At 67.8% G+C, this 26,754-nt stretch carries 26 protein-coding genes; 12 read left to right on the top strand and 14 right to left on the bottom strand.

The genetic code is table 11. The annotated features are described in order from the left end of the window. Positions 1-89: 89 nt before the first annotated feature. Positions 90-1,712, bottom strand: coding sequence for an acyl-CoA synthetase (locus tag API01S_RS26875; RefSeq protein ID WP_061306577.1), 1,623 nt, complete (start codon positions 1,710-1,712; stop codon positions 90-92). A 101-nt stretch (positions 1,713-1,813) separates the two neighbouring features. On the opposite strand from API01S_RS26875, the gene API01S_RS26880 reads away from it, so the two are divergent. Next, positions 1,814-2,575: a TetR/AcrR family transcriptional regulator gene (locus API01S_RS26880; RefSeq protein ID WP_061306578.1), complete on the top strand. Its 762-nt coding sequence runs from the start codon at positions 1,814-1,816 to the stop codon at positions 2,573-2,575. Here the strand turns inward: API01S_RS26880 and API01S_RS26885 are convergent. Further along, entirely contained in the window at positions 2,503-3,450 is a 948-nt protein-coding gene (locus API01S_RS26885; RefSeq protein WP_061306579.1) for an SDR family oxidoreductase, read from the bottom strand. The two genes, API01S_RS26880 and API01S_RS26885, sit on opposite strands and share 73 nt — an antisense overlap. A 141-nt stretch (positions 3,451-3,591) precedes the next feature. On the opposite strand from API01S_RS26885, the gene API01S_RS26890 reads away from it, so the two are divergent. From API01S_RS26890 to API01S_RS26905, 4 genes are all read left to right on the top strand, one after another. After that, the gene (locus API01S_RS26890) at positions 3,592-4,380 is read left to right on the top strand and encodes an enoyl-CoA hydratase/isomerase family protein (protein WP_061306643.1); all 789 of its coding nucleotides are present in this window, start codon (positions 3,592-3,594) and stop codon (positions 4,378-4,380) included. Positions 4,381-4,435: 55 nt separating this feature from the next. Further along, positions 4,436-5,719, top strand: coding sequence for a Zn-dependent hydrolase (locus API01S_RS26895; RefSeq protein ID WP_050729161.1), 1,284 nt, complete (start codon positions 4,436-4,438; stop codon positions 5,717-5,719). An 87-nt stretch (positions 5,720-5,806) separates the two neighbouring features. After that, positions 5,807-6,142: a thioredoxin family protein gene (locus API01S_RS26900; RefSeq protein ID WP_039883134.1), complete on the top strand. Its 336-nt coding sequence runs from the start codon at positions 5,807-5,809 to the stop codon at positions 6,140-6,142. A 56-nt stretch (positions 6,143-6,198) separates the two neighbouring features. Next, positions 6,199-7,089, top strand: a complete 891-nt coding sequence (locus tag API01S_RS26905) for a DMT family transporter (RefSeq protein ID WP_061306644.1) — start codon at positions 6,199-6,201, stop codon at positions 7,087-7,089. Positions 7,090-7,102: 13 nt separating this feature from the next. Here the strand turns inward: API01S_RS26905 and API01S_RS26910 are convergent, their stop codons facing one another. Together API01S_RS26910 and API01S_RS26915 are read right to left on the bottom strand one after the other, a co-directional pair. Beyond that, positions 7,103-7,987, bottom strand: a complete 885-nt coding sequence (locus API01S_RS26910; protein ID WP_061306580.1) for a DMT family transporter — start codon at positions 7,985-7,987, stop codon at positions 7,103-7,105. Further along, positions 7,978-8,706 carry a GNAT family N-acetyltransferase gene (locus tag API01S_RS26915; RefSeq protein WP_061306581.1) on the bottom strand — a complete coding sequence of 243 codons (729 nt, stop codon included), beginning with the start codon at positions 8,704-8,706 and terminating at the stop codon, positions 7,978-7,980. The genes API01S_RS26910 and API01S_RS26915 overlap by 10 nt, the downstream gene beginning before the upstream one ends. Before the next feature lie 138 nt (positions 8,707-8,844). Here API01S_RS26915 and pdxR point away from each other — a divergent pair, with 138 nt between their 5' ends. Next, positions 8,845-10,365, top strand: coding sequence for a MocR-like pyridoxine biosynthesis transcription factor PdxR (gene pdxR / locus API01S_RS26920; RefSeq protein ID WP_084802514.1), 1,521 nt, complete (start codon positions 8,845-8,847; stop codon positions 10,363-10,365). Here the strand turns inward: pdxR and API01S_RS26925 are convergent. Next, a complete protein-coding gene (locus tag API01S_RS26925) occupies positions 10,362-10,658 on the bottom strand; it encodes a hypothetical protein (RefSeq protein WP_006218826.1) in 297 nt (98 codons plus the stop codon). The two genes, pdxR and API01S_RS26925, sit on opposite strands and share 4 nt — an antisense overlap. Continuing rightward, positions 10,658-11,290, bottom strand: coding sequence for a LysE family translocator (locus tag API01S_RS26930; protein WP_006218825.1), 633 nt, complete (start codon positions 11,288-11,290; stop codon positions 10,658-10,660). Before API01S_RS26930 ends, API01S_RS26925 begins: the two co-directional genes overlap by 1 nt. A gap of 227 nt (positions 11,291-11,517) precedes the next feature. Here API01S_RS26930 and API01S_RS26935 point away from each other — a divergent pair, with 227 nt between their 5' ends. Further along, a complete protein-coding gene (locus API01S_RS26935) occupies positions 11,518-12,342 on the top strand; it encodes a DUF72 domain-containing protein (protein WP_039884052.1) in 825 nt (274 codons plus the stop codon). A gap of 99 nt (positions 12,343-12,441) precedes the next feature. Here the strand turns inward: API01S_RS26935 and gorA are convergent, their stop codons facing one another. After that, the gene (gorA, locus tag API01S_RS26940; protein WP_061306582.1) at positions 12,442-13,800 is read right to left on the bottom strand and encodes a glutathione-disulfide reductase; all 1,359 of its coding nucleotides are present in this window, start codon (positions 13,798-13,800) and stop codon (positions 12,442-12,444) included. A 120-nt stretch (positions 13,801-13,920) separates the two neighbouring features. Here gorA and API01S_RS26945 point away from each other — a divergent pair, with 120 nt between their 5' ends. Further along, the gene (locus tag API01S_RS26945) at positions 13,921-14,625 is read left to right on the top strand and encodes an aspartate/glutamate racemase family protein (protein ID WP_061306583.1); all 705 of its coding nucleotides are present in this window, start codon (positions 13,921-13,923) and stop codon (positions 14,623-14,625) included. A 6-nt stretch (positions 14,626-14,631) separates the two neighbouring features. Here API01S_RS26945 and API01S_RS26950 read toward each other — a convergent pair whose 3' ends face one another. Then, positions 14,632-15,342, bottom strand: coding sequence for a Crp/Fnr family transcriptional regulator (locus API01S_RS26950; RefSeq protein ID WP_061306584.1), 711 nt, complete (start codon positions 15,340-15,342; stop codon positions 14,632-14,634). A gap of 179 nt (positions 15,343-15,521) precedes the next feature. Between API01S_RS26950 and API01S_RS26955 the strand changes: the two genes are divergently transcribed. Then, positions 15,522-17,237 (top strand): acyl-CoA synthetase, encoded by a 1,716-nt coding sequence (locus API01S_RS26955; RefSeq protein ID WP_061306585.1) that lies wholly within the window; start codon positions 15,522-15,524, stop codon positions 17,235-17,237. 42 nt (positions 17,238-17,279) lie between these two features. Then, positions 17,280-19,049: an acyl-CoA dehydrogenase gene (locus tag API01S_RS26960; RefSeq protein WP_061306586.1), complete on the top strand. Its 1,770-nt coding sequence runs from the start codon at positions 17,280-17,282 to the stop codon at positions 19,047-19,049. Here the strand turns inward: API01S_RS26960 and API01S_RS26965 are convergent. Then, positions 19,031-20,269: an MFS transporter gene (locus API01S_RS26965; protein WP_061306587.1), complete on the bottom strand. Its 1,239-nt coding sequence runs from the start codon at positions 20,267-20,269 to the stop codon at positions 19,031-19,033. The two genes, API01S_RS26960 and API01S_RS26965, sit on opposite strands and share 19 nt — an antisense overlap. 136 nt (positions 20,270-20,405) lie before the next feature. On the opposite strand from API01S_RS26965, the gene API01S_RS26970 reads away from it, so the two are divergent. After that, positions 20,406-20,864, top strand: a complete 459-nt coding sequence (locus API01S_RS26970; RefSeq protein WP_050729172.1) for a winged helix-turn-helix transcriptional regulator — start codon at positions 20,406-20,408, stop codon at positions 20,862-20,864. Here API01S_RS26970 and API01S_RS26975 read toward each other — a convergent pair. The 4 genes from API01S_RS26975 to API01S_RS26990 all read right to left on the bottom strand — a co-directional run bounded on the left by API01S_RS26975 (position 20,861) and on the right by API01S_RS26990 (position 24,432). Beyond that, positions 20,861-21,823, bottom strand: a complete 963-nt coding sequence (locus API01S_RS26975; RefSeq protein WP_061306588.1) for a pyridoxamine 5'-phosphate oxidase family protein — start codon at positions 21,821-21,823, stop codon at positions 20,861-20,863. The two genes, API01S_RS26970 and API01S_RS26975, sit on opposite strands and share 4 nt — an antisense overlap. A 33-nt stretch (positions 21,824-21,856) precedes the next feature. Beyond that, positions 21,857-22,486 carry a glutathione S-transferase family protein gene (locus tag API01S_RS26980; protein ID WP_061306589.1) on the bottom strand — a complete coding sequence of 210 codons (630 nt, stop codon included), beginning with the start codon at positions 22,484-22,486 and terminating at the stop codon, positions 21,857-21,859. 120 nt (positions 22,487-22,606) lie between these two features. Further along, complete coding sequence (locus API01S_RS26985; protein ID WP_061306590.1) at positions 22,607-23,512, bottom strand: LysR family transcriptional regulator; 906 nt, start codon at positions 23,510-23,512, stop codon at positions 22,607-22,609. Next, positions 23,509-24,432, bottom strand: a complete 924-nt coding sequence (locus API01S_RS26990) for a LysR substrate-binding domain-containing protein (RefSeq protein WP_061306591.1) — start codon at positions 24,430-24,432, stop codon at positions 23,509-23,511. Before API01S_RS26990 ends, API01S_RS26985 begins: the two co-directional genes overlap by 4 nt. Positions 24,433-24,542: 110 nt before the next feature. Between API01S_RS26990 and API01S_RS26995 the strand changes: the two genes are divergently transcribed. Next, positions 24,543-25,862 (top strand): MFS transporter, encoded by a 1,320-nt coding sequence (locus API01S_RS26995; protein ID WP_061306592.1) that lies wholly within the window; start codon positions 24,543-24,545, stop codon positions 25,860-25,862. Here API01S_RS26995 and API01S_RS27000 read toward each other — a convergent pair. Further along, positions 25,819-26,715: a LysR substrate-binding domain-containing protein gene (locus tag API01S_RS27000; protein ID WP_061306593.1), complete on the bottom strand. Its 897-nt coding sequence runs from the start codon at positions 26,713-26,715 to the stop codon at positions 25,819-25,821. The two genes, API01S_RS26995 and API01S_RS27000, sit on opposite strands and share 44 nt — an antisense overlap. Between the last annotated feature and the right edge of the window lie 39 nt (positions 26,716-26,754).

A 26,754-nucleotide genomic window follows, 5' to 3' on the forward strand; every position in this document is an offset into this window, starting at 1 on the left:
CCGTATGTAATTTGCGCCATCATACTTGCAGCGCGGGGCAACCCGTCAACCCATCCACATGGACGAGATTGTCACGGGTTGAGACGGACTCAACGGTACTTCCCGTCGCGCAACTCGCGACGGATGATCTTGCCGGTGGCCGTCGTGGGCAAACTGGTTACAAAGCGGATGACGCGCGGATACTCATGCGCGGCCAGCCGTGTGCGTACATGCGCCTGCAAATCGCGCACCAGCGCGTCGTCGCCCGTGACCCCGTCGTTCAGCACCACATACGCCATGACGATTTCCGTGCGTTGGGCATCCGGCACGCCAACCACCGCCGCCATGCGCACGGCGGGGTGGCCGATCAGGCAATCTTCGATGGGCGCCGGCCCGATGCGGTAGCCGGCGCTGGTGATGACGTCGTCGTTGCGCCCCACGAAACGGATGAAGCCTTGCGCGTCGCGCACGCCCAGGTCGCCCGTCAACAGGTAGTCGCCGACGAACTTGTCGGCGGTGGCCTCGGGGTTGTTCCAATAGCCCAGGAACATGACGGGGTCCGGCCGCAATACGCCGATGTTGCCTTCCTGTCCATCGGCCACTTCAACGCCCCGGTCATCCACAATAGCCACCCGGTGACCCGGCGCGGCGCGCCCGATCGCGCCGATTTCCGGATCGAACAGGGATGAGCATGACGACACCAGCATGTTGCATTCGGTCTGGCCGTAGAACTCGTTGATGGTCACGCCCAGCACGCGGCGGCCCCAGTCGATCAGTTCGGCGCCCAGCGATTCGCCGCCGCTGGCGACCGAGCGCAGCGCCAGCGGGCCGGCGGCGTCCGGATACGCGGACCCTCGCATCATCTTCAGCGCGGTCGGCGGCAGGAAGGTATGCGTGACGCCGTGGCGCGCCATCAGTTCCAGCGCGGCCGTGCCGTCGAATTTCTCGAAACGGCGGGCCAGCACGGGCACGCCGTGGTGCCAGGACGGCAGCAACACGTCCAGCAGCCCGCCAATCCAGGCCCAGTCGGCGGGCGTCCACATCAGGGCGGCGTTTTCGGGGAAGAACTCGTGCGACATCTCGACGCCGGGCAGGTGCCCCAGCAGGACGCGATGCGCGTGCAGCGCGCCCTTGGGCTTGCCCGTCGTGCCCGACGTGTAGATGATCACGGCGGGGTCGTCGGCGCGCGTGGCGACCGGCTCGAAATGGTCCGGTTCCAAGGCCAGCGCGGGGTGAAACGGCACGGCCTCGCCGTCGCCATCGCCATCGATGCAATAGATGACTTTCAAGTCTGGCAGGCTGGCGCGTATCTCGCGCAGCTTGCGGCAACCCTCGGTGTCGGTGACCAGCGCCGCCGCGCCGCTGTTGGCCAACCGGTATTGGATGGCGTCCACGCCGAACAGCGTGAACAGCGGCACCGCCACCGCGCCCATCTTGTAGACGGCGATATGCGTCACCGCCGTCTCGGGCGCTTGCGGCAGATAGACCGCCACGCGGTCGCCGCGCCGTACGCCGTGGCGCGTCAGGCTGTGCGCCAGCCGGTTCGACTGCGTCTTGATGTCATCGAACGAATAGCGCGTTTGCGCGCCGTCGCTTTTTTCGAAGATCAGCGCCAGCCGGCCGCTGCCGTCGGCCCATTTATCGCAGGCGTCCACGCCAATGTTGTAGGTATCCGGCACCTGCCATTGGAATTCGGACACAAGCTGCTTGTAGGATTCCTTTCGGGACAGCATGGTTTTGTCTCTGATGTTGTTATGGATCACCCAGGGCTTGCTGAACTTGCTTGACCCTGGCTCAATATTAAGCCTCGCCCCACCGCCCTTCTGCCGTCCGCATGGAAAAAACCCCCGTCGTTCCGATCCGCCGCCCGCCGGCCAGCGCCAAGTCCGAACAGCGCATCCGCGACATCCTGCACATGGCCCGCCAGGTGTTTTCCGAAGCCGGGTTCCAGGCCGCCACGACCACCGAGATCGCCCAGCGGCTGGGCGTGTCCGAAGCCACGATCTTCACGTACTTCGGCGGCAAGCGTGAATTGTGCGTGCGGGTGATCGGTGATTGGTATGACGAAATCATCGCCAAGGTGGAAGACAACCTGCCGCACGTGCACGGCGCGCGCGCGCAGCTGCACTATCTGGTGCATACCCATCTGCGCCACCTGCTGGCCGAGGGGCCCGGGCTGTGCGCCTTCATCCTGTCCGAGGGGCGCGCGCGCAATGACGATTTCGGCGAGGTCTACGCGGGCCTGCAACGCCGCTACACCGCGCCGCTGATGCGCATCCTGGCGCAAGGGCAGGCCGATGGCGATATCCGGCGCGACATGCCGCTGCGCCTCTTGCGTTCGACCGTCTACGGCCCGATGGAGCACGTGCTTTGGGACGCGATCCTGCGCGGCGCGCGGGTGGACGTGGCCGCCACGGCCGACCAGCTCGTCGGATTCCTGTGGCAGGCGCTGCAACCGCCGCAGCGGCACGCGCTGGCGCTGGCCCAGTTCCGCAGCGAGGTGCGCGACGCCCTGGATCGGCTTCATGCGTCCGAGGAAGCGACCGGCCCCGAGGCGTCGGCCGGATCGGAAAACAAGGACGGCGCCACGTACTGAGGAAAGCCGTTGTAGACCTCGCCGCGGTCGGCCGGCTGCAAGGTCCAGGAATGGCGTGCGTTCGGCACCCCGCCATCCACGCGGATGACCGTGCCGTTGATGAACGCGGCCGCCGGCGACAGCAGGAACACCACGGCCGCCGCCAGCTCGGCCTCGGTGCCGAATCGTTGCAGCGGCACGCGGGTCTTCAATTCGCGCAGCACCGCGCGGTAGGACTCGTCGTAGCTGTCCATGCCGCTGGAGGCAATCCAGCCCGGCGCCACCGCATTGACGCGGACGCCCGCATGCGCCCATTCGCAGGCCGCCGTTTCGGTCAGGTTCCATACGCCGGCGCGCGCCGCGCCCGAATGCCCCATGCCGGGCATGCCGCCCCAGATGTCGGCCAGCATGTTCACGATGGCCCCGCCATGCTGGCGCATGTGCTGGGTGTAGACCTCGCGCGCCATCAGGAAGGTGCCGTGCAGATTGTTCTGCACCACGGCGTTCCAGCCGTTCAGGCTGATGCGGTCCAGCGGCGCGGGAAACTGCCCGCCCGCGCAATTGAACAGGCCGTCGATGGCGCCGTGGCGCGCCAGCACGTCGGTGACCGCAGCACGCACGCCGGCTTCATCGCGAATGTCGCAGGCATGCAGGCTGAGGCGGCCCGCGGCCTCGGGATAGACGCGCGCGATCTCCGCGCCGGCCGCTTCCAGCTTGTCCGGCTTGCGCCCCACCAGCGCCAGGTTCGCCCCCAGCGACGCAAGCTCGTGCGCAGTGCAGCGCCCCAGGCCGCTGCCGCCCCCAGTCACCACGATGGTCTTGCCCTCGAACAGCCCGGGTCTGAACACCGACGCGTAGCGTGCGTCTGCGGCTTGTGCGGCCGATTGGGAATCCATGTCTCGCTCCATTATTTTTTTGAGGATAACTCAATATTTTTCCGCCACCTACCGCTGATAGCGAAGTTTGCTCCTAGAATCGTCTTCCATATCCCCACAATTTATTGAGCCAGAATCAACACCAAGGAGACCCCCATGCCCATGAACGCCCCGTTGGATGTCGTGCGCGACGGCGCCATTGCCCGTCTGACGCTGAACCGGCCCGACATGCGCAACGCCTTCGATGAAACGCTCATCGCCGCGCTGACCGACGCCGTCCGCCAGGCGGCGCAGGATCCTGACGTGCGGGTGCTGTTGCTGACCGGGGCGGGCAAGGCGTTCTGCGCGGGCGGCGACCTGAACTGGATGCGCAAAATGGCCACGCATACCCAGGCGGACAACCGCGAGGACGCCTCGCGCCTGGCGGACATGCTGCACGCCATCTGGGCCTGCCCCAAGCCGGTGGTCGCCAGCGTGAACGGCGACGCCTACGCGGGCGGCATGGGCCTGGTGGCGGCCTGCGACATCGCCATCGCCGCCGACGGCGCGCACTTCTGCCTGTCGGAAACGCGCGTGGGCTTGTTGCCGGCAACGATCAGCCCTTACGTCATCCGCGCCATGGGCGAACGCGCCGCCAATCGCTATTTCCTGACGGCCGAACGCTTTGACGCGGCGACCGCGAAAAGCCTGGGCCTGGTGCACGACGTGGTGCCCGCCGACGGATTGCAACAAGCGGCCGACGCGCTCTGCCGCACGCTGTGCGCCAATGGCCCGGACGCGGTCAAGGCCAGCAAGCGGCTGGTGCGCGATTTCGCGGGCAAGCCCATCGACGCGGCGCTGATCGCCGACACCGTCGAGCGCATCGCCGCGTGCCGCGCCACCGACGAGGCGCGCGAAGGCGTCGCCGCCTTCCTGGAAAAGCGCGAGCCGTCCTGGCGGCCGCTTTCCTGAAGCGGGAGCGTCGGCCCGCCATGACATAATCCCTGGCGCATCTTCAGGAATTTTCATGCCGCACCCGACTTCCCCCTCCCCCGTTTTTCCGCCGCTCAACGCCGAGCGCCTGTGGTCCCGCGTTGAAGCCTTGTCCCGATTCACGTTGCCCGATGTCCCCTGGACGCGGCGCGCGTTTTCCCCGCTGTTCGACGACGCGCGCGCCTGGTTGCGCGGCCAGTTCGAAGAGGCCGGACTGGCGACGCGGCTGGATGCGGGCGGCAACCTGATCGGTACGCGTGCGGGCCGCGACCCGTCGCGCAAGCCGATTGCCACCGGTTCGCATTGCGACACGGTGATGGCCGGCGGCCGCTTTGACGGCATCATCGGCGTGTTGGCGGGCATCGAAGTCGCGCACACGCTCAACGAGCACGGCATCACGCTGGACCACCCGTTTGAAGTCATCGACTTCTTGTCCGAAGAACCCAGCGACTACGGCATCTCGTGCGTGGGCAGCCGCGCTTTGAGCGGCCAGCTCACGGCCGACATGCTGGCCGCCTGCAATCCCGAGGGCGAATCGCTGGCCCAGGGCATTGCGCGCATCGGCGGCAACCCCGCCGCGCTGAATGCGCCGCTGCGCGGCCCGGACGGCACGGCGGCCTTTGTCGAGCTGCACATCGAACAGGGCCCGGTGCTGGAAAGCCGCAACCTGCCGATTGGCGTCGTGACCAACATCGTCGGCATCCGCCGCGTGCTGATCGTGGTGCAAGGCCAGCCCGATCACGCCGGCACCACGCCCATGGACATCCGCCGCGACGCCCTGGTGGGCGCCGCGCGCATCATCGACGCGGCCAGCCGCCAGGCCAGCGCCGCCAGCGGCAACCCGCATTACGTGGTGGCCACGGTGGGCCGGCTGTCGATGACGCCCAACGCCGCCAACGCCGTGCCCGGGCGCGTCGAACTGACCTTGGAAATGCGCAGCGACAGCAATGCCGTGCTGGACAGCTTTCCCGAAACGCTGATGGCGGGCGTGGCCGACGATCTGAAGGCGCTGCGCTTGACGGCCGGCTTCTCGCCCCTGAGCCGCGCGCAGCCGACCGACTGTTCGCCGCTGGTGATGGACGCCGTGAAGGCCGCGGCCGACCAGCTGGGTTATGCGTCGATGCGTTTGCCCAGCGGCGCGGGCCACGATGCCGTCTACATGGCGCCCACCGGCCCCATCGGCATGATCTTCATCCCCTGCCTGAATGGCCGCAGCCATTGCCCGGAAGAATGGATCGAACCGGCGCAACTGCTGGACGGCACGCGCGTGCTGTATCAGTCGGTCCTGGAACTGGATCGCGTGCTGCGCGGCGCCTGAGCCGTCACACCCCCTCCGCCCCCACGGTTATCGCCGGCCACGGGGCGGCGCGCTGCCATAATGGCTGCCTTGCCCCGGATGAACCCCATGGAACAGATAGAACTGAACGACAGCACCGCCGACCGTTTCCTGCTGGACGCGCCCGGCTTGTCGCTGCTGGTCTTCCATAGCCGCACCTGCGGCACCTGCCGCATCGCGCGCGAACAATTGCCCGCGCTGGAGCTGCCGGTGGAACGGATCTGCTGGGTCGATGCGGGCGATAACCGCGGCCTGGTCGAACGCTACGAAGTCTTTCACCTGCCCGCCATGTTCGTCACGCGCGACGGCGCCTTTTTCGGTCCGGTGCAATCCACGCTGGCCGAATGGGACTTGCGCCAGCAGATCGGCCTGGCGCTGGACAGCTACCCCGCCGAATTGCCGTGACGGCCCCCGCCACCAAGCCGCTGCGCCTGCCGCTGGACGCGCTGGCCACGAGCGGCATGCTGATCCTGTGCGTGTGCTGGGGTTTCCAGCAGATCGCCATCAAGCTGGTTGCCGCCGACATCGCCCCCATCATGCAGATCGCGTTGCGCTCCAGCTTCGCCGCGCTGGTGTTGTTGGTGGTGGTGTGGCGCGCTGAAGGCTTGCGCGCCGTGCGCGACGGCACGGCGCTGCCGGGCCTGCTCGTCGGGCTGCTGTTCGGCGCGGAATTCCTGTTCGTGGCCCAGGGGCTGCTGTACACCACGGCCTCGCACATGTCGGTGTTCTTATATACCGCGCCGATCTTCGCCGCCCTGGGCTTGCATTGGCTGCAGCCGGAAGAACGCATGCAACCGCTGCAATGGCTGGGCGTGGCGGTGGCTTTCGGCGGCATCGCCGTGGCCTTTCTGTTCAAGGGCGGCGCGCCGCGCGAAGCCGCCGGCGCCGCCAACATGCTGCTGGGCGACGCCATGGGCCTGGCGGCCGGGCTGTTGTGGGGCGCCACCACGGTCGCCATCCGCGCAACCTCGCTGTCCGAGGCCGCCCCGTCCAAAACCCTGCTGTATCAGATGGCCGTGGCGGCCGTCGGCCTGTTGGCCTATGCCGTGGCCACCGGCCAGCATGCCATCCAGCCCACGCCGTCGGCCCTGGCCAGCGTGGCGTTCCAGGCTGTGGTGGTGGCGCTGTCCAGCTACCTGGCGTGGTTCTGGCTGCTGCGCCGCTACCTGGCCTCGCGCCTGTCGATCCTGTCTTTCATGACGCCCTTGTTCGGTGTGAGCTTCGGCGTGCTGATCCTGGACGAGCCCCTGGATGCGGGCTTTGCGATTGGCGCGGTGCTGGTGCTGCTGGGCATCACGCTGGTCAGCGGCGGCGAACTGGTGAAGCAGTGGTTGCGCCATCGGCGGATCTGATCGGACGGATGGGCTATCCCCGCGAGCGCCCCAGGTTCAGCACGATCAGCGCCGCGCCCGCCAGCACGAAGGCAAAGCCCCACCAGTCGGCGGCGGCCGGCCGGTCGCCCACCAGGGCCATCGCCCCGAGCACGCCTACCACCGGCACCATCAGCGTTGTCAGCGCGGCCACCGTGGCGCTGACGCGCTCGCTCAATACGAACCACAACCAATAGGCCACCGCCGTTCCCAGGATGATGTGGAACGACAGCGCCACCACGATGCGGCCGTTCCAGCCCTGGGTGGGAAACGACTCACCCGCGATCAGCACGCCGGCCAGCGCGCAGGCCGCGCCCACCGCCAACTGCCACGCCGTGACCACGATGCGATGGCCCGCCACGGGCCAGCGCTTGAGATACACCGTGCCGGCCGCCCAGCCGAACGCGGCCACCAGCGGAAACACCAGCCCCTTTGTCGCGGCCAGATCGTGCTGGGCGAACACCGCGCGCAGCACCGGCCAGGCCAGGATCGCCACGCCTGCCGCGCCCAGCGTCAGCGCCAGCGCGCGCCGCCGGTCCAGGCGTTCGCCCAGCACCAGCCACGCCAGCAGCGCCGACATCATCGGCATGGTGAAAGTCAGCACCGCCGCGCGCGACGTGCTGGTGCTCAGTTGCGCCCAGGCCACCGCCAGATTGAAGACGGCCACGGCCAGCACGCCGCCCACGACGATGCCCGGCCACGCAGCGCGCGGCGGCAACAGCGCCAGCCGCTTGGCGCGCGCCAGCAGCAACAGCAGCACCGCGCCGCTGCCCAGGCCCAGCACGCGCAGGGTGAACGGCGGGAAGATTGAAAGGATGATCTTCACCGCCGGCCAGTTCAGCCCCCAGAACAGGGCCAACGCCACCGGAATCAGGCGCACGCGGCGCGTTCCTGGGCGATCAGATCAGACAGGCCGTGGCGCTGCATGCCTTGCGCGTCGAAGTTCTCGGGGTCCAGCCAACGCTCGTAGGCGGTGCGCAGCGCCGGCCATTCGCCATCGATGATCGAGAACCATGCGGTGTCGCGGCTGCGGCCCTTGTAGATCGTGGCCTGGCGGAAGATGCCTTCGAACTGGAAGCCCAGCCGCGCCGCCGCCTGGCGCGACGGCGCGTTCAGGCTGTCGCACTTCCATTCATAGCGGCGGTAGCCCAGCTCATCGAAGGCGCGGCGCATCAGCAGGAATTGCGCCTCGGTAGCGATGCGGGTGCGCTTGAGTTGGCGCGAGTACGACACGAAGCCGACCTCGATGGCGCCGTTGGCCGGGTCGATGCGCATCAACGCCAGCGTGCCGACGGCCCGCCCCGTCGCCAGGTCGATGATGGCGTGGTGCAGCGGGTCGCTGCCCGCCTGGGCCGCGTCGGCAAACGCCCGGTACGCGGCGGCGTCCTTGAAGGGGCCGATGCCCATGTAGGTCCAGTCGCTATCGTCCGGCGCCCGGCTGAACGCGTCGTACAGATCCGCCGCGTGCCGGCCCGCCGACAAGGGTTCCAGCCGGCAGTAACGGCCGATGGCCGGCGTCAGCGGCGGCCGCGCGCGGGCGCTCCAGCCGGGTACGTCGGGGCCGATAGGTTGTTGAAATGCATTGACGCGGGGTTGCATGCGACGGAGCCTCATCCAGTTAAGCGCGCGCCGCCGGCCGTGGCGGACGCAACACGCAGGGCCTCACGATATCGGAATCGTGGCATCATAAAAAGCACCACGATTCTTGAATTTAATGGGGCCATGAGCCATCGCGCCATGCACCGTCGGACCATGAACACACCCAGCCAGCACTCCCCCGCCGACGCCGCCCTGCTATCGAGCCCGCTTGCGCGCGGCCCCGGCGCGCCACCGCGTCAGCGGCAACTGATCCAGCGCTTGAAGCAAGCCATCCTGGCAGGCCAATTGCCGGCGGGCGGCAAGCTGCCGTCCTCGCGCGCCTTGTCGGAAGATCTGGCAATTTCACGCAACACGGTGCTGATCGCCTACGAACAATTGACGGCCGAAGGCTATGTCATCGCCGACCGCCAGGGCACGCGCGTCGCGCCGCTATCGGCCGCCCCGCTTGCGCAGGCGGGCCGGGCGGCGCGGACGCAGCCATCTGGCCCGCCCGCTCCGGCCGCTCCCGCCACCGCCACACGGCTGTCGCGCATCGTCGCCACGCGCGCGCCCGCCGACAGCTCGTTGCCGATGACGCCCGGCACGCCGGCGCTGACACAGTTTCCCCTGAACGCCTGGCGGCGCGCGCAAGACCGCGCGCTGCAAGCCGCGCCCGCCGCCACGCTGGGCTATGGCCATCCGATAGGCGAACCCGCGCTGCGCGAAGCCATCGCGCAGTATCTGCGGGTGTCGCGCGGCGTGCACTGCGACGCCTCCCGCATCGTCATCACCGAAGGGGCCCAGGGCGCGCTGGCGCTGTGCGTGCAGTTGCTGACCAACCCCGGCGACACCGCCTGGCTCGAAGAGCCCGGCTATCGCGGGGCCAAGTCCGCCTTTCATGGCGGCGACCTGAACGTGGTGGCCATGCGGGTGGACGCGGACGGCATCGTCATTCCGGAAGAGGCCTGGCGGACCCACCCGCCGCGCCTGATCCAGACCACGCCCACGCACCAATATCCCACCGGCGCCGTACTGTCGGTGGCGCGCCGGCTGGACTTGCTGGAACGCGCGCGGCGCGCCGGCGCGTGGATCATCGAAGACGACTACGACAGCGAATTCCGGCACCAGGGCGATCCCATCGCGGCCATGCAGGGGCTGCTGCCCGATGCGCCCGTGCTGTACGTAGGCACGTTCAGCAAGACGCTGTTTCCCGCGCTGCGCCTGGGTTTCCTGGTGTTGCCCGAGGCGCTGGCCCAAAGCGCCCTGCCCTCGGTCGTTGAAATGCTGCGCGGCGGCCATCGGCTGGAACAACTGACGCTGGCCGCCTTCATCGACAACGGGCAATTCTCGCGCCATCTGGGCCGCATGCGCCGCCTGTACCGCGAACGGCAGGCGGCGTTGCGCGACGCGCTGGCCGCGCATTTGCGCGTGGATCACGAGGTTTTGGGCGGGCACAGCGGCCTGCATCTGACGGTGCGCCTGCCGCCGGAATTTCCCGATCAGGCCATCGTGGCGCTGGCGCGTCAGGTGGGCATGAACCCCAGCGCGCTATCGACCTTCGCGATGGCGCCGCGCGCCGAAGACAACGGGCTGGTGATCGGCTATGGCAACACCAGCGCCGACCGCTTTCCCGCACTGGTCAGCCGCCTGGGTGAACTGGCCGATCAGGTGCGGCGTTAGTGGACGAGGCCGCCCAGGACCAGCACCGCCAACACCAGCCAGAACAGAAACCCGATCACCGAGCGGCGCAGCAGCGCCTTGACGGCCGCCCACAGGAACATCAGCCCCAGCACCAGCAGGACGAAGTTGAAGATCGACGGGTTCATGCCCATCGCCTTGGACAGCCCGCCGTAGAAGTCTCCCAGCGCGCCGCCCAAACCGCCCAGCAGCCACTTGATGCCGCCCACCACCGCGCGCAGCGCTTCGCCCAGCATGACGCCGAGCGAGCCGAAAAATCCGTCGTCCTGCGGCATCAGCGGCGCGCGTCCATCAGCATGCGCACGGCCAGCCCGGCCAGCACGGTACCCATCAGCCAGCGCTGGATCACCATCCACAAGGGCCGGCCCGCCAGAAAGCCCGCGATGGACCCGGCTGTGATGGCGATGACGGCGTTGACCGACAGGCTGATGACCACCTGCGTCATGCCCAGCGCCAGCGACTGCGTGAACACGCTGCCGTGGTCGGGCTGGATGAATTGCGGCAGCAGCGACACATACATCACTGCAATCTTGGGGTTGAGCAGATTGGTCACCAGCCCCATCGTGAACAGGGTGCGCGGGCTGCTGCGGGGCAGTTCGCGCACCTGGAACGGCGAGCGGCCACCCGGGCGGATCGCCTGCCAGGCCATATACAAGAGGTACATCGCGCCGCCGATGCGCAGCGCGTCATAGGCCAGCGGCACCGTCAGCAGCAAGGCGGTGATGCCAAAGGCCGCGCAACAGACATAGAAGATGAAGCCGACCGCCACGCCGCCCAGCGATATCAGCCCGGCGCGCGCCCCTTGCGAGATGGATCGCGACACCAGATAGATCATGTTGGGGCCGGGGGTCAGCACCATGCCCAGGGCCACCAGGGCGAACGTCAGAAGATGAGTCAGGTCGGGCATGATGAACCGGCGCGCGCCGGAGGATGTCGAAATGGGATTCGCACACGTTATCGCAAAACTGTATCGGAACAGGTTTTTTTTTGAACGCGCGACCGCCGCCACGCGGACGTGTCGCCAACGCCACACTGCCCCAGAAGCCGCATGCCGATTGGCGCTGGCTGCTTTACGAGCCCACGCGGCTGGCGATACAGTGGACCGATTCGTTGGACTGCATGGAGCACCTGGACATGCCGAAACGTCATCCGTCCGTGGTGGAACGCCCGCCCACAATTCGCGTCGGTATCGGTGGCTGGACCTACGCGCCCTGGCGCGGCACGTTTTATCCCGAAGGCTTGCCGCACGCGCGTGAATTGGAATACGCCAGCCAGCAGCTCACCGCGATTGAGATCAACGGCACCTACTACAGCACGCAAAAGCCCGCCACGTTCGCCAAGTGGCGCGACGAAACGCCGGAAGGTTTCGTCTTTTCGCTCAAGGCCTCGCGCTACGCGACCAACCGGCGCGAGCTTGCCGGCGCGGGCGATTCCATACATCGCTTCATCCATAGCGGCATTGCGGAACTTGGCCCCAAGCTGGGACCCGTGGTGTGGCAATTCGCGCCGACCAAGACCTTCAACGCCGACGACTTCGGCGAATTCCTGGCGCTGCTGCCCGACAAGGTCGACGGCCTGCCGCTGCGCCACGTGCTGGACGTGCGCCATGCCAGCTTTGCCTGCGAGGAATACCTGGAGTTGGCCCGCCGCCACCAGGCCGCCACGGTCTATACCGACAGCGAGGACTTTCCGTCCATCGCCGACCGCACCGCCGATTTTGTCTATGCGCGGCTGATGCGCGCCAGCACTGCCTTCAAGGCAGGCTACGCGCCCAAGGTGCTGGACGCGTGGGCCGACAGGCTGCGCGACTGGGCGCGCGGCGCCGATCCGGCCGACCTGCCCCGCGTCGGCTCGACGCCCTCGACGCCACACCGTGCACAGGACGTCTACGCATTTTTCATCAACGGCGCCAAGGAGCGCGCCCCCGCCGCCGCGCGCGCGATGATCGAACGCCTGTAGCGAGCGCGGGCGGCGGCTGGCTGCTTACTGCGAGATCGGCGCGCGGCGGGGCAAGCCTCTTGCCGCGCGACCGCTCATGGCGCCGTGAAGAACCGCCTCTTACTGCGCAACCGGCGTGCGCAGCGTGACGAATTCTTCGGCGGCCGTCGGGTGGATGCCGATGGTGTCGTCAAACACCTGCTTGGTCGCGCCCGCCTTGAGCGCCACGGCGATGCCCTGCACGATCTCGCCCGCATCGGGGCCGACCATGTGCACGCCCAGCACGCGGTCCGTCTTGGCGTCCACGATCAGCTTCATCAGCGTCTTTTCCTGCGACTCCGTCAGCGTCAGCTTCATCGGCCGGAAGCGGCTTTCGAAGATCTTGAGCTCGTAGCCAGCTTCGCGCGCCTCTTCAGTCGTCATGCCCACCGTGCCGATATTGGGCAGGCTGAACACGGCGGTCGGAATCAGCTTGTAGTCCACCTTGCGGTATTCCTCGGGGCGGAACAGGCGGCGCGCCACGGCCATGCCTTCAGCCAGCGCCACGGGCGTGAGCGGCACGCGGCCGATCACATCGCCAATCGCCAGGATGGACGGCTCGGCCGTGCGGTATTCGTCGTCGACCTCGATGAAGCCGTCTTCGCGCAGCTTGACGCCGGTGTTCTCCAAGCCCAGGTTGTCCAGCATCGGACGGCGACCCGTGGCGTAGAAGACGCAATCGGTCTCGATGACCGAACCGTCTTTCAGCGTGGCGGCCAGCGAGCCATCGGGCTGCTTGTCGATACGGGCCAGGTCGGTGAAAAAGCGCAGGTCTACGCCCTTTTTCGACAGCTCGTCGCGCAGGTGTTCGCGCACGCCCTGATCAAAGCCGCGCAGGAACAGGGGGCCACGGTAGGCCTGCACGGTCTGCGCGCCCAAGCCATTGAAAATAGAGGCGAATTCGACGGCGATGTAGCCGCCGCCCACCACCAGCACGCGTCGCGGCAATTCCGGCAGGAAGAACGCCTCGTTCGAGGTGATGGCGTGTTCCTTGCCGGGAATGTCCGGCACGCTCGGCCAGCCGCCCGTGGCGACCAGGATGTTGGCGGCGGTGTGGCGCTGGCCGTTGATTTCGACGGTATGGGGGTCGACGATGCGGGCGTGGCCTTCCAGCAGCGTCACGCCGCTATTGACCAGCAGATTGCGGTAGATGCCGTTCAGGCGTTCGATTTCGCGGTTCTTGTTGGCGATCAGCGTGGCCCAGTCAAAAGACGGCTTGCCTGCGCTCCAGCCAAAGCCATGGGCCTGTTCGAAGTCTTCGCTGTAGTGGGCGCCGTAGACCAGCAGCTTCTTGGGCACGCAGCCCACGTTGACGCAGGTGCCGCCCAGGTAGCGGCTTTCCGCCACGGCCACGCGCGCGCCGAAGCCCGCTGCGAAACGGGCCGCGCGCACGCCGCCAGAGCCCGCGCCGATCACAAACAGATCAAAATCGAATGCCATGTTGTTTCCTTCGCTAAAGCCCGTGGGCCCGCGTTCACTGTCCGGGAAAAGCGTATTTAACACCACCGGCGCAAGACGTGGAAAATACGGGACCAGCGACTTGAACCGGGAACCCACGCCATGAACACCGTCCCTTTGCATATCGGCATCGTTGCCTGCTCGGCCGAAGGCGCAGCGCTGTGCTATCGCACGCTGTGCGCGGAAGGCGCGCAGCGCATGGGGCCGCATGCGCACCCCGAAATTTCCCTGCACACCCATTCCTTGGCGGATTACGTCGCGTGCCTGGATAAGGACGACCTGGCCGGCGTCGGCGCGCTGATGCTGTCTTCCGCCGACAAGGTGGCGCGCGCCGGGGCCGATTTCCTGATCTGCCCCGACAACACTATCCATCAGGCGATGGGCCATGTGCTGCCACGCTCGCCGCTGCCCTGGCTGCACATCGCCGAGGAAGTCGCCCGCCAGGCCCATGCGCGCGGGTTCCGTCGCCTGGGCATCCTGGGCACGCGATGGCTGGTCGATAGCGAGGTCTACCCCGAGAAGCTGGGCGCGCAAGGCTTGGACTTCGTCCGTCCCGACAAGGCAGACCGCGCCGAGCTGGGCCGCATCATCATGGATGAACTCGTCTATGGCGACTTCCAGCCGGTCTCGGTGGTGCGCCTGCAAGCCATCGTCCAGCGTTTACGCGACGCGGGCTGCGACGCGGTGGTGCTGGGCTGCACCGAACTGCCGCTGGTGCTGAACGACGGCAACTGCGTGCTGCCCACGCTGGACTCCACCCGCATCCTGGCGCGCGCCGCGTTGGCGCGGGCCCTGGCGCCGCGCTGATCGCGGCTAGATCTGGTCCAGGCCGAACTGCCGCAAACGGGCCAGGTCCAGCACCTTGATCTGGTGATACGCCAGCGCCAGGATGCCGGCGTCGGCCAGGGTCTGCAAAGCCTGGTTCACGCGCTGGCGCGACAAGCCCGTCAAATAGCCGAGTTCTTCCTGCGAAATGGCCAGCGTCAGGTCGGTGGACGGATACAGCTGCGGATTGAACAGTTGCGCCAGCGACTGCGCCACGCGCGCATCGGCGTCCAGCAGGCGATGGTTCTGGATGGATGCGATGAATTCGCCCATGCGGTCATTCAACTGGCCGATGACGAAATGCGAAAACGGCAGGCTGGCGGCCAGCAGCGCGTGGAACGTCGCAGCCGGCACCGCCATCACCAGCGAGGGCTGGATCGCCACCACATCGTATTTGCGCAGCTCGCGCTTGATGACGCTGCCTTCGCCGAACCAGCCGCCCCGGGGCACTCCCGAAAACGTGCAACTGCGTCCCGATTCGTTATAGATGGCCAGCTTGAGCAGGCCGGTATGCACGCCCAGCCAGTAGTCCGAGGGCGCATTGCGCCGCGCAATCCAGGCCCCATTGGCCACGTGTTCCGCGCGCGAGGTCGCCAGCACCAGATCCTGGTGGCTGGCTTGCAGCGCGCCAAACCAGGAACAGGCGCGAAACAGCTCGGCCAGGGCGGCGGCGGAAACAATGTTTGAAACATCGGACATGGGCGGAACCGTGTAAAACTGGCAGTTTGCAGGGTCGGCCGGCGGTCTGTCATGCAGGCGACAGACAGCATTTTCGGCCCGCCCCTAAGCTCACGCAAGCGACGGGAATCAAACTTTCCGCGATCAGCAAACCTCGAACAAGACAGGGGCCGCCCGCGCGCCCCACTCGGAGACTACGCATGAGCAGCATGTTCGACCATGGCCTGGCGCGCCGCGACGCCAACTACACCGCCCTGACCCCGGTGGACTTCATCGCCCGCGCGGCCGAAGTGTATGGCCAGCGTTTGGCGGTGGTGCATGGCAAGGTGCGCCGCACGTGGGGCCAGACCTACGAACGCGCGCAGCGGCTGGCCAATGCACTGGAACAGGCGGGCATCCACCGCGGCGACACCGTCGCCGTCATGCTGCCCAACATACCCGCCATGGTCGAAGCGCACTTCGGCGTGCCCATGCTGGGCGCGGTGCTCAACACGCTGAACACCCGGCTGGATGCGCCCAGCGTGCTGTTCATGCTGGGCCACGGCGAAGCCCGCGCGCTGATCGTCGACACCGAATTCGCCGATATCGCCCAACGCGCCCGCGCCGAATTCCCGCACTTGCGCATCATTTCGGTCCACGACCTGGACAGCGCCCCCGCCACCTTGCCGGGGGCCGTCGATTACGAAGCCTTCCTGGCCGACGCCTCGCCCCATTACGCGTGGCAGCCGCCCGCCGACGAATGGGACGCGATTGCGCTGAACTACACCTCGGGCACTACCGGCGACCCCAAGGGCGTGGTCTATCACTATCGCGGCGCGTACCTGAACGCGGTCAGCAACATTCTTGAATGGGACATGCCCAAGCACGCGGTCTATCTCTGGACCCTGCCAATGTTCCATTGCAATGGCTGGTGCTTTCCCTGGACCGTCGCCGCGCGAGCGGGCGTGAACGTGTGCCTGCGCAAGTTCGATCCGCAGACCGTCTTCGACCTGATCCGCGCCGAAGGCGTCACCCATTACTGCGGCGCGCCCATCGTGCAAAGCGCGCTGGCCAACGCGCCAGCCGACATGCGCGCGGGCATCACGCACACGGTGCGCACCATGGTGGCCGGGGCCGCACCCGCGCCCGCCGTCATCGCCAAGATGCGCGAGATCGGTTTCGAACTCACGCACGTGTACGGGCTGACCGAGGTGTATGGACCTGCCGCCGTCTGCGCCCGCCAGGAATCGTGGGACGCGCTGGACGACGAGCGCCGCGCCCAGCTGACCGCGCGCCAGGGCGTGCGCTACCACTTGCAGGCCGGCGTATCGGTGCGCAACCCCGAAACCATGCAGCAAGTGCCCGCCGACGAACAGACCGTGGGCGAAATCATGTTCCGCGGCAACATCTGCATGAAGGGCTATCTGAAGAACGAACGCGCCACCGACGAGGCCTTCGCGGGCGGCTGGTTCCACACGGGCGACCTGGGCGTGATGACGCCGGACGGGTACGTGCGTATCAAGGACCGCAGCAAGGACATCATCATTTCGGGCGGCGAGAACATCTCCAGCATCGAAGTCGAGGACGCGCTTTACCGGCACCCGGCCGTGGCGGCGGTGGCGGTCGTGGCCATGCCCGATCCCAAGTGGGGCGAGACGCCGTGCGCCTTTGTCGAACTGAAAGCCGGCGCCAGCGCCACCGCCGAGGAAATCATCGCGCACTGCAAGCTGCTGCTGCCCGGCTTCAAGGTGCCGCGCGCGGTGCGCTTTGGCGAATTGCCCAAGACATCCACCGGCAAGATCCAGAAATTCGAATTGCGCGCCGCGGTCGGCGCGACAAAGGCCATCGACCTGGCGGGCCCGTCCACCGCGCCCGCCTCTTCTTCGGACGAGCCGGCCACGGATACCCCCGCCGACAGCCCCAACAAAGCCGCCTGACGCCGGCGCCCCCTGCCCTTTCATCACAGGAGTTTTTCGGCCATGACGTACCACGCCCCCGTGAAAGACATGTTGTTTGTGTTGAACCATCTGGCCGGCCTGCGGCAAGTCGCCGCCCTGCCCGGTTTCGAGGAGGCCACGCCCGACACCGCGCAAGCGGTGCTGGAAGAGTCCGCCACGTTCGCCGCCGAGGTGTTGGCCCCGCTGAACCACCCGGCCGACCGCGAACCCAGCAGCTGGCGCGACGGCGTGGTCACCACCGCGCCCGGCTTCAAGCAGGCGTTTGCCCAGTACACCGAAGCCGGCTGGCAAGGCATGTCGCACCCAGTCGAGTACGGCGGCCAGGGGCTGCCCGGCCTGATCGGATCGCCGTGTTCCGAAATGCTGAACGCCGCGAATCTGTCGTTCGCGCTGTGCCCGTTGCTGACCAATGGCGCCATCGAGGCCCTGCTGACGGCCGGATCGCCGGAATTGAAAAAGCGCTTCATCGGCCCGATGATCTCCGGCCAATGGACCGGCACCATGAACCTGACCGAACCGCAAGCCGGCTCGGACCTGGCCATGATCCGCACGCGCGCGCAGCCGGTGGGCGACGGCACGTACCGCCTGTCGGGCACCAAGATCTTCATCACCTATGGCGATCACGACCTGACCGAGAACATCCTGCACCTGGTGCTGGCCCGCCTGCCCGACGCCCCCGACGGCGTGAAGGGCATTTCGCTGTTCCTGGTGCCCAAGTTCCTGGTCAATGAAGATGGCTCGCTGGGCGCACGCAACGACGTCACCTGCGTATCCATCGAACACAAGCTGGGCATCAAGGCCAGCCCCACGGCCACCTTGCAGTTTGGCGATGCGGGCGGCGCGCTGGGCTATCTGGTGGGCCAGGAAAATCGTGGGCTGGACGCGATGTTCATCATGATGAATGCCGCGCGCTATGCCGTGGGCGTGCAGGGCATCGCCATTGCCGACCGCGCCTACCAGCACGCGCTGGCCTATGCCGCCGAGCGCGTGCAGAGCCGCCCGGTGGACGGGTCCTCGCGGGATGCCGTCACCATCATCCATCACCCCGACGTACGCCGCATGCTGGGCACGATGCGCGCCTTGACCGAGGCGGGCCGCGCGCTGGCCTACGTCACCGCCGGCCACGCCGACCTGGCCCACGCCAGCCCGGACGCCGACGAACGCAAGCGCCATTTGGCCATCCAGGAATTCCTGGTGCCCATCGTCAAGGGCTGGTGCACCGAGATGTCCATCGACGTCGCCAGCCTGGGCGTGCAGGTGCACGGCGGCATGGGCTTCATCGAGGAAACCGGCGCGGCGCAGTACTACCGCGACGCCCGCATCCTGACCATCTACGAAGGCACGACCGCCATCCAGGCCAACGACCTGATCGGCCGCAAGACGCTGCGCGACGGCGGCGCGGTGGCCCAGGGCCTGCTGGACGCCATCCGCCAGACCGAAACCGAACTGGAAGCGCGCAGCGAACCCGCTGCCAACCTGATGCTCAAGCCGCTGCGCCAGGCGCGGCTGGCTCTGGCCAACGTGGTGGACTTCGTGCTGGCCAACGCGGCTAGCGCGCCGAACGCCGTGTTCGGGTCGGCCGTGCCTTACCTGCTGCTGGCGGGCACGACGCTGGCGGGCTGGCAGATGGCGCGCGCGCTGCTGGCCAGCCTGGATCATCGGGATGAAGACCCCGAGTTCCATCAGGCCAAGATCGCCACGGCGCAGACTTACGCGCTGCACAAGCTGACGCAGGCGCCGGGCCTGGCCGCCGTGGTGCTGGGGTCCAGGGACTACGCGGTACAGCCCTGACGCGACGGTGGTGACGCTGCCTTGCGCGGCAGCGTCGCCAGCCAGAACAGCAATGCCGACACGCTGATCGCCGCACCCAGGACGCACACGCCCGCCCAGCCGGCGCGCGCGTACACCCCCGTGGACGCGATGCCGCCCAGGCCGCTGCCCACCGCGTAGAACATCATGTAGCCGCCCACCAGGCGGCTATGCGCCTGGGCGCCGATGCTGAAGATCATCGTCTGGTTCGTGACATGCAGCGCTTGCAACGCCACATCCAGCACCAGCACGCCCAGCGCCAAGGCCCACAAACTGTGATCCAGCAGCGCAATGGGCGCCCACGCCAGGCATAGCAGGACGAGGCCCGCCCCGGTGGTCCGCTGGCCCAGCCCGCGGTCCGCCCAGCGCCCGGCTCGGGCAGCCATCAGCACACCCAGCACGCCCACCAGGCCGAACGCACCCACCGCCGCGTACGACAAGGAATGCGGTGGCGCGCTCAAGGGCAGCACCAGCGCCGTCCAGAACACGCTGATGGCCGCAAACATCAGCAGCGCGATCATGCCGCGCACGCGCAGCACGGGTTCGGTGGCAAGCAGCGTCGCCATGGACCGCAACAAGGCCCAGTACGACAGCGTCGCCGTGGGCAGGCGGCGTTGCGGAAGGCGGCGCATCAGCACCACCGCCAGCACGGCCGCCAACGCGGCGGACACCAGATAGACGGCGCGCCAGCCCCAGGCATCGGCCACCACGCCCGCCACCGTGCGCGCCAGCAGCAAGCCGATCACCACGCCGCCCTGGGCCGCGCCCACCACCCGGCCGCGTTCGGCGGGCGCGGCCAGCGCGGCGGACAGCGCCAGCAGCCCTTGCGTCATCGCCGTGCCCAGCAGACCCAGCGCGACCATGCCCGCCAGCAACCACGGCGTATTGGCCGACAGTGCAACCGCCGCCAGCGCCAGCACCAACAGGCCCAGTTGGGCCAGCATCAGCCGGCGCCGGTCCAGCAGATCGCCAAGCGGCACGACAAACAGCAGCGCCACCGCGCAGCCCAGCTGCGTCGCCGTGACCACCACGCCCACCGCCCCCTCATTCAGCGCGAACTCACGCCCGATCGCATCCAGCAAGGGCTGCGCGTAATACACGTTGGCCACGCTCAGGGCACAAGCCACGGCCAGCAACATGACCAGCGAGGTGGGCAGCGGCCGGGCCGAAGGATCGGTTGGGGGTTGGGAGGGATCGGGCATCGCGTTTCCTTGTGGTTTTATTACGAAACCAGAATGCTAGACCCCAAGGTTTTATAATGCAACCATTACGTCCGTAATTTGCTCGCCACACCGCCTGAAGCTCCCTCCCCGTCAACCATTGCTTTAAGGGCCAGACATGGTCAAACGCACCAGTCTTGAAGGCGCCGCCTGTCCGGTGGCGCGCTCGTTGGACGCCATCGGCGATTGGTGGTCGTTGCTGATCGTGCGCGATGCGTTCGACGGCGTGCGCCGCTTTGGCGAATTCCAGAAGAGCCTGGGCGTGGCCAAGAACATCCTCAGCGACCGGCTGCGCACCCTGGTCGCGCACGACATCCTGGCCGTTGCCCCGGCCTCGGATGGCAGCGCCTATCAGGAATACGTGCTGACCGACAAAGGCCGCGCGCTGTTTCCGGTCATCGTCGGCCTGCGCCAATGGGGGGAAGACCATTACTACGGCCCGACCGAAGCGCACTCGACGCTGATCGACCGCAAGCGCGGCCAGCCTGTGCGCCGGCTTGAAATCCGCGCTCAGGACGGGCGCGTTCTTGCGCCCGATGACACGGTGGTGCAAAAGACCACGCCCGCGCCCGTCTAGCCCGGCCACTGCCCCGTGGCCAGCGCGGTCGGCGAATAGTCGCCGAAGCGCCAGCGCAGCGCCAAGGCGCCGGGCCGCCGCAACACGCGGCGCACATGCACACGCCAGAGCCGCTCCGCGCCTGCAAAGTCCTGGATCTCGGGGCTGTCCAAAATGACCTCGGCCCGACCCGAGACCTGCAACACGTCGCCGCGCTCGAAGTCGATGAAGACCAATCCGGCGCGCGGGTTGGCCGTCAGGTTGCCCAAGGTATTGAAAAAACGATTGCCGGAGAAATCGGGAATGGTCAGCACGTCGCCATCCACCCGCACGAATCCCGGCTTGCCGCCCCGGTGCGACACATCCACCGCCCGGGCGTCGGCATCGCCTACATACGAGGCCACAAAGAACGTGTCGGCCGCCCGGATCATCGCCCGCGCCGCTTCATCCAGGCGCTCGGTTTCGGGGCGCGCGTCGGCGAAGTGCAAGGCTGGCGAGCGCGAGAAATAGAAATCGCGCGACTGGATGTATTGTGGGCAATTGCCGAACGACTGCGCGACCGCCACATCAAAGCGCTTGCCGTTCCACGCGGCGATGCGGCCATTCATGCGATTGCGCCGGCGCGTGTGCAATTCGATGCCCAACAGCCCCACCGCCTGACCGGGGCCCATGCCCGCGCGCAGCGGATCCGACTCGTCCGGCATGGCCGCAACGCGCAAGGTGTGCGCATCGGGTGACGAGGCAAAACCCGGCTCGCCTTCCAGCACGCCGGCCCAGGGATCGCCCTGCGCGTCCACCGCGCCCAGCACCAGAAACGGCAATTGCGCGAAAAAATCGCGGTGCTGGTCCGGCATGAAATCGCGGATGATCTTGGGGCCGATCTGCGCCATGCGATCGGCCACGCCAACATGCGTCTGCAACATGCGTTCGCCCGCATGCCAGGGCGAAGTCTTTTCCGGGGTCGAGTCAGCGAGGGTCATGGTGCATTCCTTGTCGTTGCAGCCGCTACGGGTTCAAACGGCCTGTAGACCAGCCGCCGTGCGCGCCATCGGCACGAAGCCGGGCAGGTGTTCGATGCGGTCCAGCCAGGCGCGCACATGGGGGTAGTCGGCCAGCGACACATTGCCTTCCGGCGCGTGCGACACGTAGGCGTAGCACGCCACGTCCGCGATGCTGGGATGGGCGCCCGCCAGATAGTCGCGCTGGGCAAGTTCGGCATTCATCACGCCCAGCAAGGCATGCGAGCGGGCCACGGTTGTGTCCGCGTCATACGGCGCGCCGAACACAGTGATCAGCCGCGCCGTCGCCGGACCGCTTGCCAGAGGCCCCGCGGCGACCGACAGCCAGCGCTGCACCGCCGCCGCGCCAGCCGGATCGCTGGGCAGCCAGGCCTGGCCGCCGTAGCGCATGGCCAGATAAACCAGGATCGCATTCGAGTCCGCCACCACCGTGCCGTTGTCATCGATCACCGGCACCTGGCCGAACGCGTTGAGCGCCAGGAATTCCGGACGCTTGTGCTCGCCGCCGGGCAGGTCCACGTCGACGCGGCGGTGCGGCACGTTCAGCAGCGACAGCATCAGCGCGACGCGGTGCGCGTGGCCGGACAGCGGGAAGCCATAGAAGGTCAAGGGGGTAGCGGACATGGGAAATTCCAAGGTGGGTGAGCGATGCCTCCATCTTGGCCCCATGTGCCCGCCGCGTGAATGGCCGGCGGCGACAAGACACTATTGTCGAAATTGAAAGGACCGATGCCGCGCGCGGGGTCAGACGGGCAGTTCGGCCAGGTCGCGGCGCAGCGCATCCACGCAGAATTCAACGAAGCTGCGCACCTTGGCAGAACTTCGCCGGCCCTCGGGGTAGACCACGTGCACGGGCATTGGCGGCAATTCGAAGTCGCGCAGCACCACCTGCAACGCGCCGCTCTTCAGGTGCCGCGCCACCTGGTAGGACACCACCTGCGTCAGCCCCCAGCCTTCGCAGGCGGCCAGCACGGCGGCCTGGAACGACGTGACGGTCAGCTGCGATTCCACGTTCATGCGGCGCGGCTCGCCCGCCTGCATGAAACGCCATTGCGCGCCCCGCCCTTCCATTGCCGCCGTGATCGTGCAAAAACGCTGGAGCGCGTCGGGATCCTCGGGCGCGCCGTGTTCGCGCAGAAAGGCGGGCGCGGCGCAGACCACGCGGCGCACGTGGCCGACCGGCACCGCCGTCAAGGTGGAATCGGGCAGCGCGCCGATGCGCACGGCGACGTCCACGCCTTCATCCAGCAGGTTCACGACGCGGTCCACCAGCAGCGTGCGCACCGACACTTCACGGTGGCCGCGCAGATATCCCAGCACCACCGGCATGACATGCAGTTCGCCAAAGAAGGCGGGCGCGGTGATGTGCAGCGCGCCGCGCGGCATGGCCATCGCGCCAGCGGCGGCGTCATCGGCCTGCTCGACCTCTTCCAGAATGCGCCGGCAGTCGGCGGCGTAGCGCTGGCCCGCTTCGGTCAGGCGCAAGCTGCGAGTGGTGCGCACCAGCAGCAGCGCGCCCAACCGCCGCTCAAGCGCTGCAATGCTGCGCGTGACGGTGGGCGCGGACATGGCAAGCCGCCGCGCGGCAGCCGCAAAGCTTTGCGATTCGGCGACCGCCAGGAATACCGACATTTCGTGGAATCGATTCATGCGGGGACCGTGGCGACAAAGGAAGCGGAGGGAGACGTCCAGGCGGCGGCGCCGTCCTGAATGCACTCGCACACGATATCGGCCAGCGCGGCGGCGACCGGATCGGGTTGCGCCTGGGCACGATACAGCGACAGCGCGATCGACGGCAAAGCGGGGAGGTCCTGTTCGCCCGGCGCCAGCGCGCGCACGCTTGCGGGCAAGCCCAAAGGCGTGCGCACGGCCAGACCCAGGCCTGCCGACACGGCCGCCCACAAGCCGGCCAGGCTGGGGCTGGTGAACGCCGCCCGCCACCTCAGCCCGGCGCGATCCAGCGCGTCAGTCGCCGAGCTGCGAAACAGGCACGGCGCCTCGAACGCCACCAACGGCACGTTGCCGTCATCCGTGGCCGGGCAGGCCAGCCGGGCCGGACCGATCCAGCGCATGGGCAGATCCAGCAGGTGCTGCGCGTGCGGCAGACGCGCCTCATGCCCCCAGGCCAGCGCCAGATCCAGCTGCCCCAGCGCCATGCGTTCCAGCAATTCACCGTTGCGCGCAACCCGCGCTTCGATCCGCACATTGGGATGCGCGCGGGCGAATTGGCCCAGCACCTGCGGCAACACGCTTTCGCCAAAATCTTCCTGCATGCCCAGGCGCACCTGGCCGGACAGCTCGCCGCCTTGCACGGCGCGAGCCGCCTGATCGTTCAGCTCCAGCAGGCGGCGTCCATAGGCCAGCATGGTCTCGCCCGCCTCGGTCAGCGCCAGCCCGCGCCCCGCTTTGCGCAGCAGCGGCACGCCGGCCAGCTCTTCCAGCTTTTTCATCTGCGCGCTGGTGGCTGAGGTTGAACGGCCCAGGCGATCGGCCGCGCGGCCGAAACTTCCCAGGTCGACGCCGGCAACAAAGCTGCGCAGGACGTCCAGGTCAAAGGTGATGGGTCGCATGAATCGTCCAGTTTTTCAAAACTGTTGAGCCAATATTTTCTGATTTTCAGAACAATAGCAGGCGCGCAAACTGGCCGGGTCGTTTTATTTGCATCGCGCTGGAGTCCTGCATGTCCGACCTTTCCTCCTCCCCCACCCCGATCCCGACGATGGCCGAAGCGCCCGCCCATCGCTGGAAGGTCCTGGCGGTGGGCGTCGCCGCCAACGCCGCGTTTTCCGCCGCGGCCGCCGGCCTGCCCACCACGGCGGTGTACCTGCGAGCGGGCTACCGCCTGGACAACGATCAGTTGGGGCTGGCGCTGGGCCTGATGGGCCTGGGCGTGGCCTTGTTTGAATTGCCCTGGGGCATCCTGACCGACCGCTGGGGCGAGCGTCCCGTGTTGCTGACCGGTTTGGGCGCGACCGCCGCCGCGCTGGCCTGGCTGGCGGCCTTCGCCTCGCCGGCCGGCAGCGTCGTGCCCAGCCTGTGGTTGTTGGCGGCCGGTCTGGTACTGGTGGGCGTGCTGGGCGGCAGCGTCAACGGCGCCAGCGGCCGGGCCGTGATGGCCTGGTTCGACGACAGCGAGCGCGGCTTGGCGATGAGTATCCGCCAGACCGCCGTGCCGCTGGGCGGGGGACTGGGCGCGCTGCTGCTGCCCTGGCTGGCGGCGCGGGCGGGGTTTGTGGCCGTTTTCGGCGTGCTGGCCGGGATGTGCGCGGCAGCGGCGCTGCTTGCCATCTGCTGGCTACGCGACCCCGCCCGGCCGCGCGCACCCGAGCCGGCTCGGACCCGCCCCGCCACGGCCGGCCCCTTGCGCGACGCACGGGTGTGGCGCGCGGCGGCGGCCATCGGGTTGATGTGCTGCCCGCAATTCGCGGTGCTGACCTTCGCCACGGTATTCCTGCACGATTTCAGCCAGGCCGGCATCGGCGTCTTGACCGCCGTGATGGTGACGGTGCAACTGGGCGCGATGGTGGCGCGCATCGCCAGCGGCAGATGGACCGATCGCCACGGCAATCGGCGCGTCTTCCTGCGCCGCTGCGCGCAGCTCAGTGCCGGGATGTTCGCGGCGCTTGCCTTGACCGCATGGCAGGTCGGCGGCGCGCCGACGACGATGGGCGCCGTCCTGGCCACCGCGGTCCTGCTGGCGGCGGCGGGCATTTGCGCCTCGGCCTGGCATGGCGTGGCGTACACCGAATTGGCGACACTTGCCGGCGCCAACCGCGCGGGCACGGCGCTGGGCATGGCGAACAGCTGCGTCTATCTGGGCCTGTTCCTCACACCCGTCGCGCTGCCGCACGTGGTCGGGGCCAGCTCGTGGTCCATCGCCTGGCTGCTGGCAGGCCTCGCGATGCTGGCCGCGTTGCCCTTGTTGCCGCGCGCAGCGGGTCGGCCGGCAGGCATTGCTACACCTGGAATTCCCGCGTCAGCCACGCCAGGAAAGCCTTGACCGGGGGATGCCGTTCGCGGCCGGGCGCGCACAGCGCCGTATAGGCCGCGCCCGGCACGCGCACCGTTGGCAAATACGCGGCCAGGGTACCGGCCCGCACGCTATCGGACACCATGACGGAACTGGCCAGCACCACGCCCTGCCCCGCGATGGCGGCCTGAAGGGCGTAGTGCTCTTCGGCGTAGGCGTGCACCGCCGACGGTTCGCGCCAGCCGGGCAGGCCCGCCGCCTGGCACCAGGCCAGCCAACCCTGCTCATACAGATCGGAATCGCGCCAGCGCACGGTCACCAGCGCGGGCGCTTGCTTGCTGGCGTCCTTTTCCAACTGCGCGACGAAGGCCGGCGCGCCATAGACGCCAAACCACTCGGGCAAGGTGCACGCCGTGTGCAAGACGGGATAGTCCAGCCGGCTGTAGCGCACCGCCACGTCGACGCTGGCGTCCTGCAACAGGTCGACGGGCTCGGCGCTGGTTTGCAGGTTCAGCTGATATTGCGGAAACGCTACTCGGAAATGACCCAGGCGCGGCACCAGCCATAACGCGGCGAAGGAATGCGTGGTGGACAGCGTTAACGCGCCCGAGGCGGGCTCGGGGCGCAGGCCGTCCAGCGTCTGCGCGACGTCCAGCAACGCGCCATGCACGCTGATGAAAAGGCGCGCGCCCTTGTCGGTCAGGCGCACGCTGCGCGGGGCGCGCTCGAACAGCGCAAATCCCACGTGCCGTTCAAGCGCCTTGATCTGGTGAGACACCGCCGTAGGCGTCACCGCCAATTCGGCTGCGGCCAGTTTGAAACTGCGCAGGCGGGCGGCGGCCTCGAAGGTGCGCAAGGCGGTGACCGGCAAGGTGGCGAACATGGATTCCAGCGCTATATGGATGAAATGAATTCATCTTAG

Source organism: Achromobacter piechaudii NBRC 102461 (genome assembly GCF_001571245.1).
In the GTDB taxonomy this organism is placed as follows: Bacteria; Pseudomonadota; Gammaproteobacteria; order Burkholderiales; family Burkholderiaceae_B; genus Achromobacter; species Achromobacter piechaudii.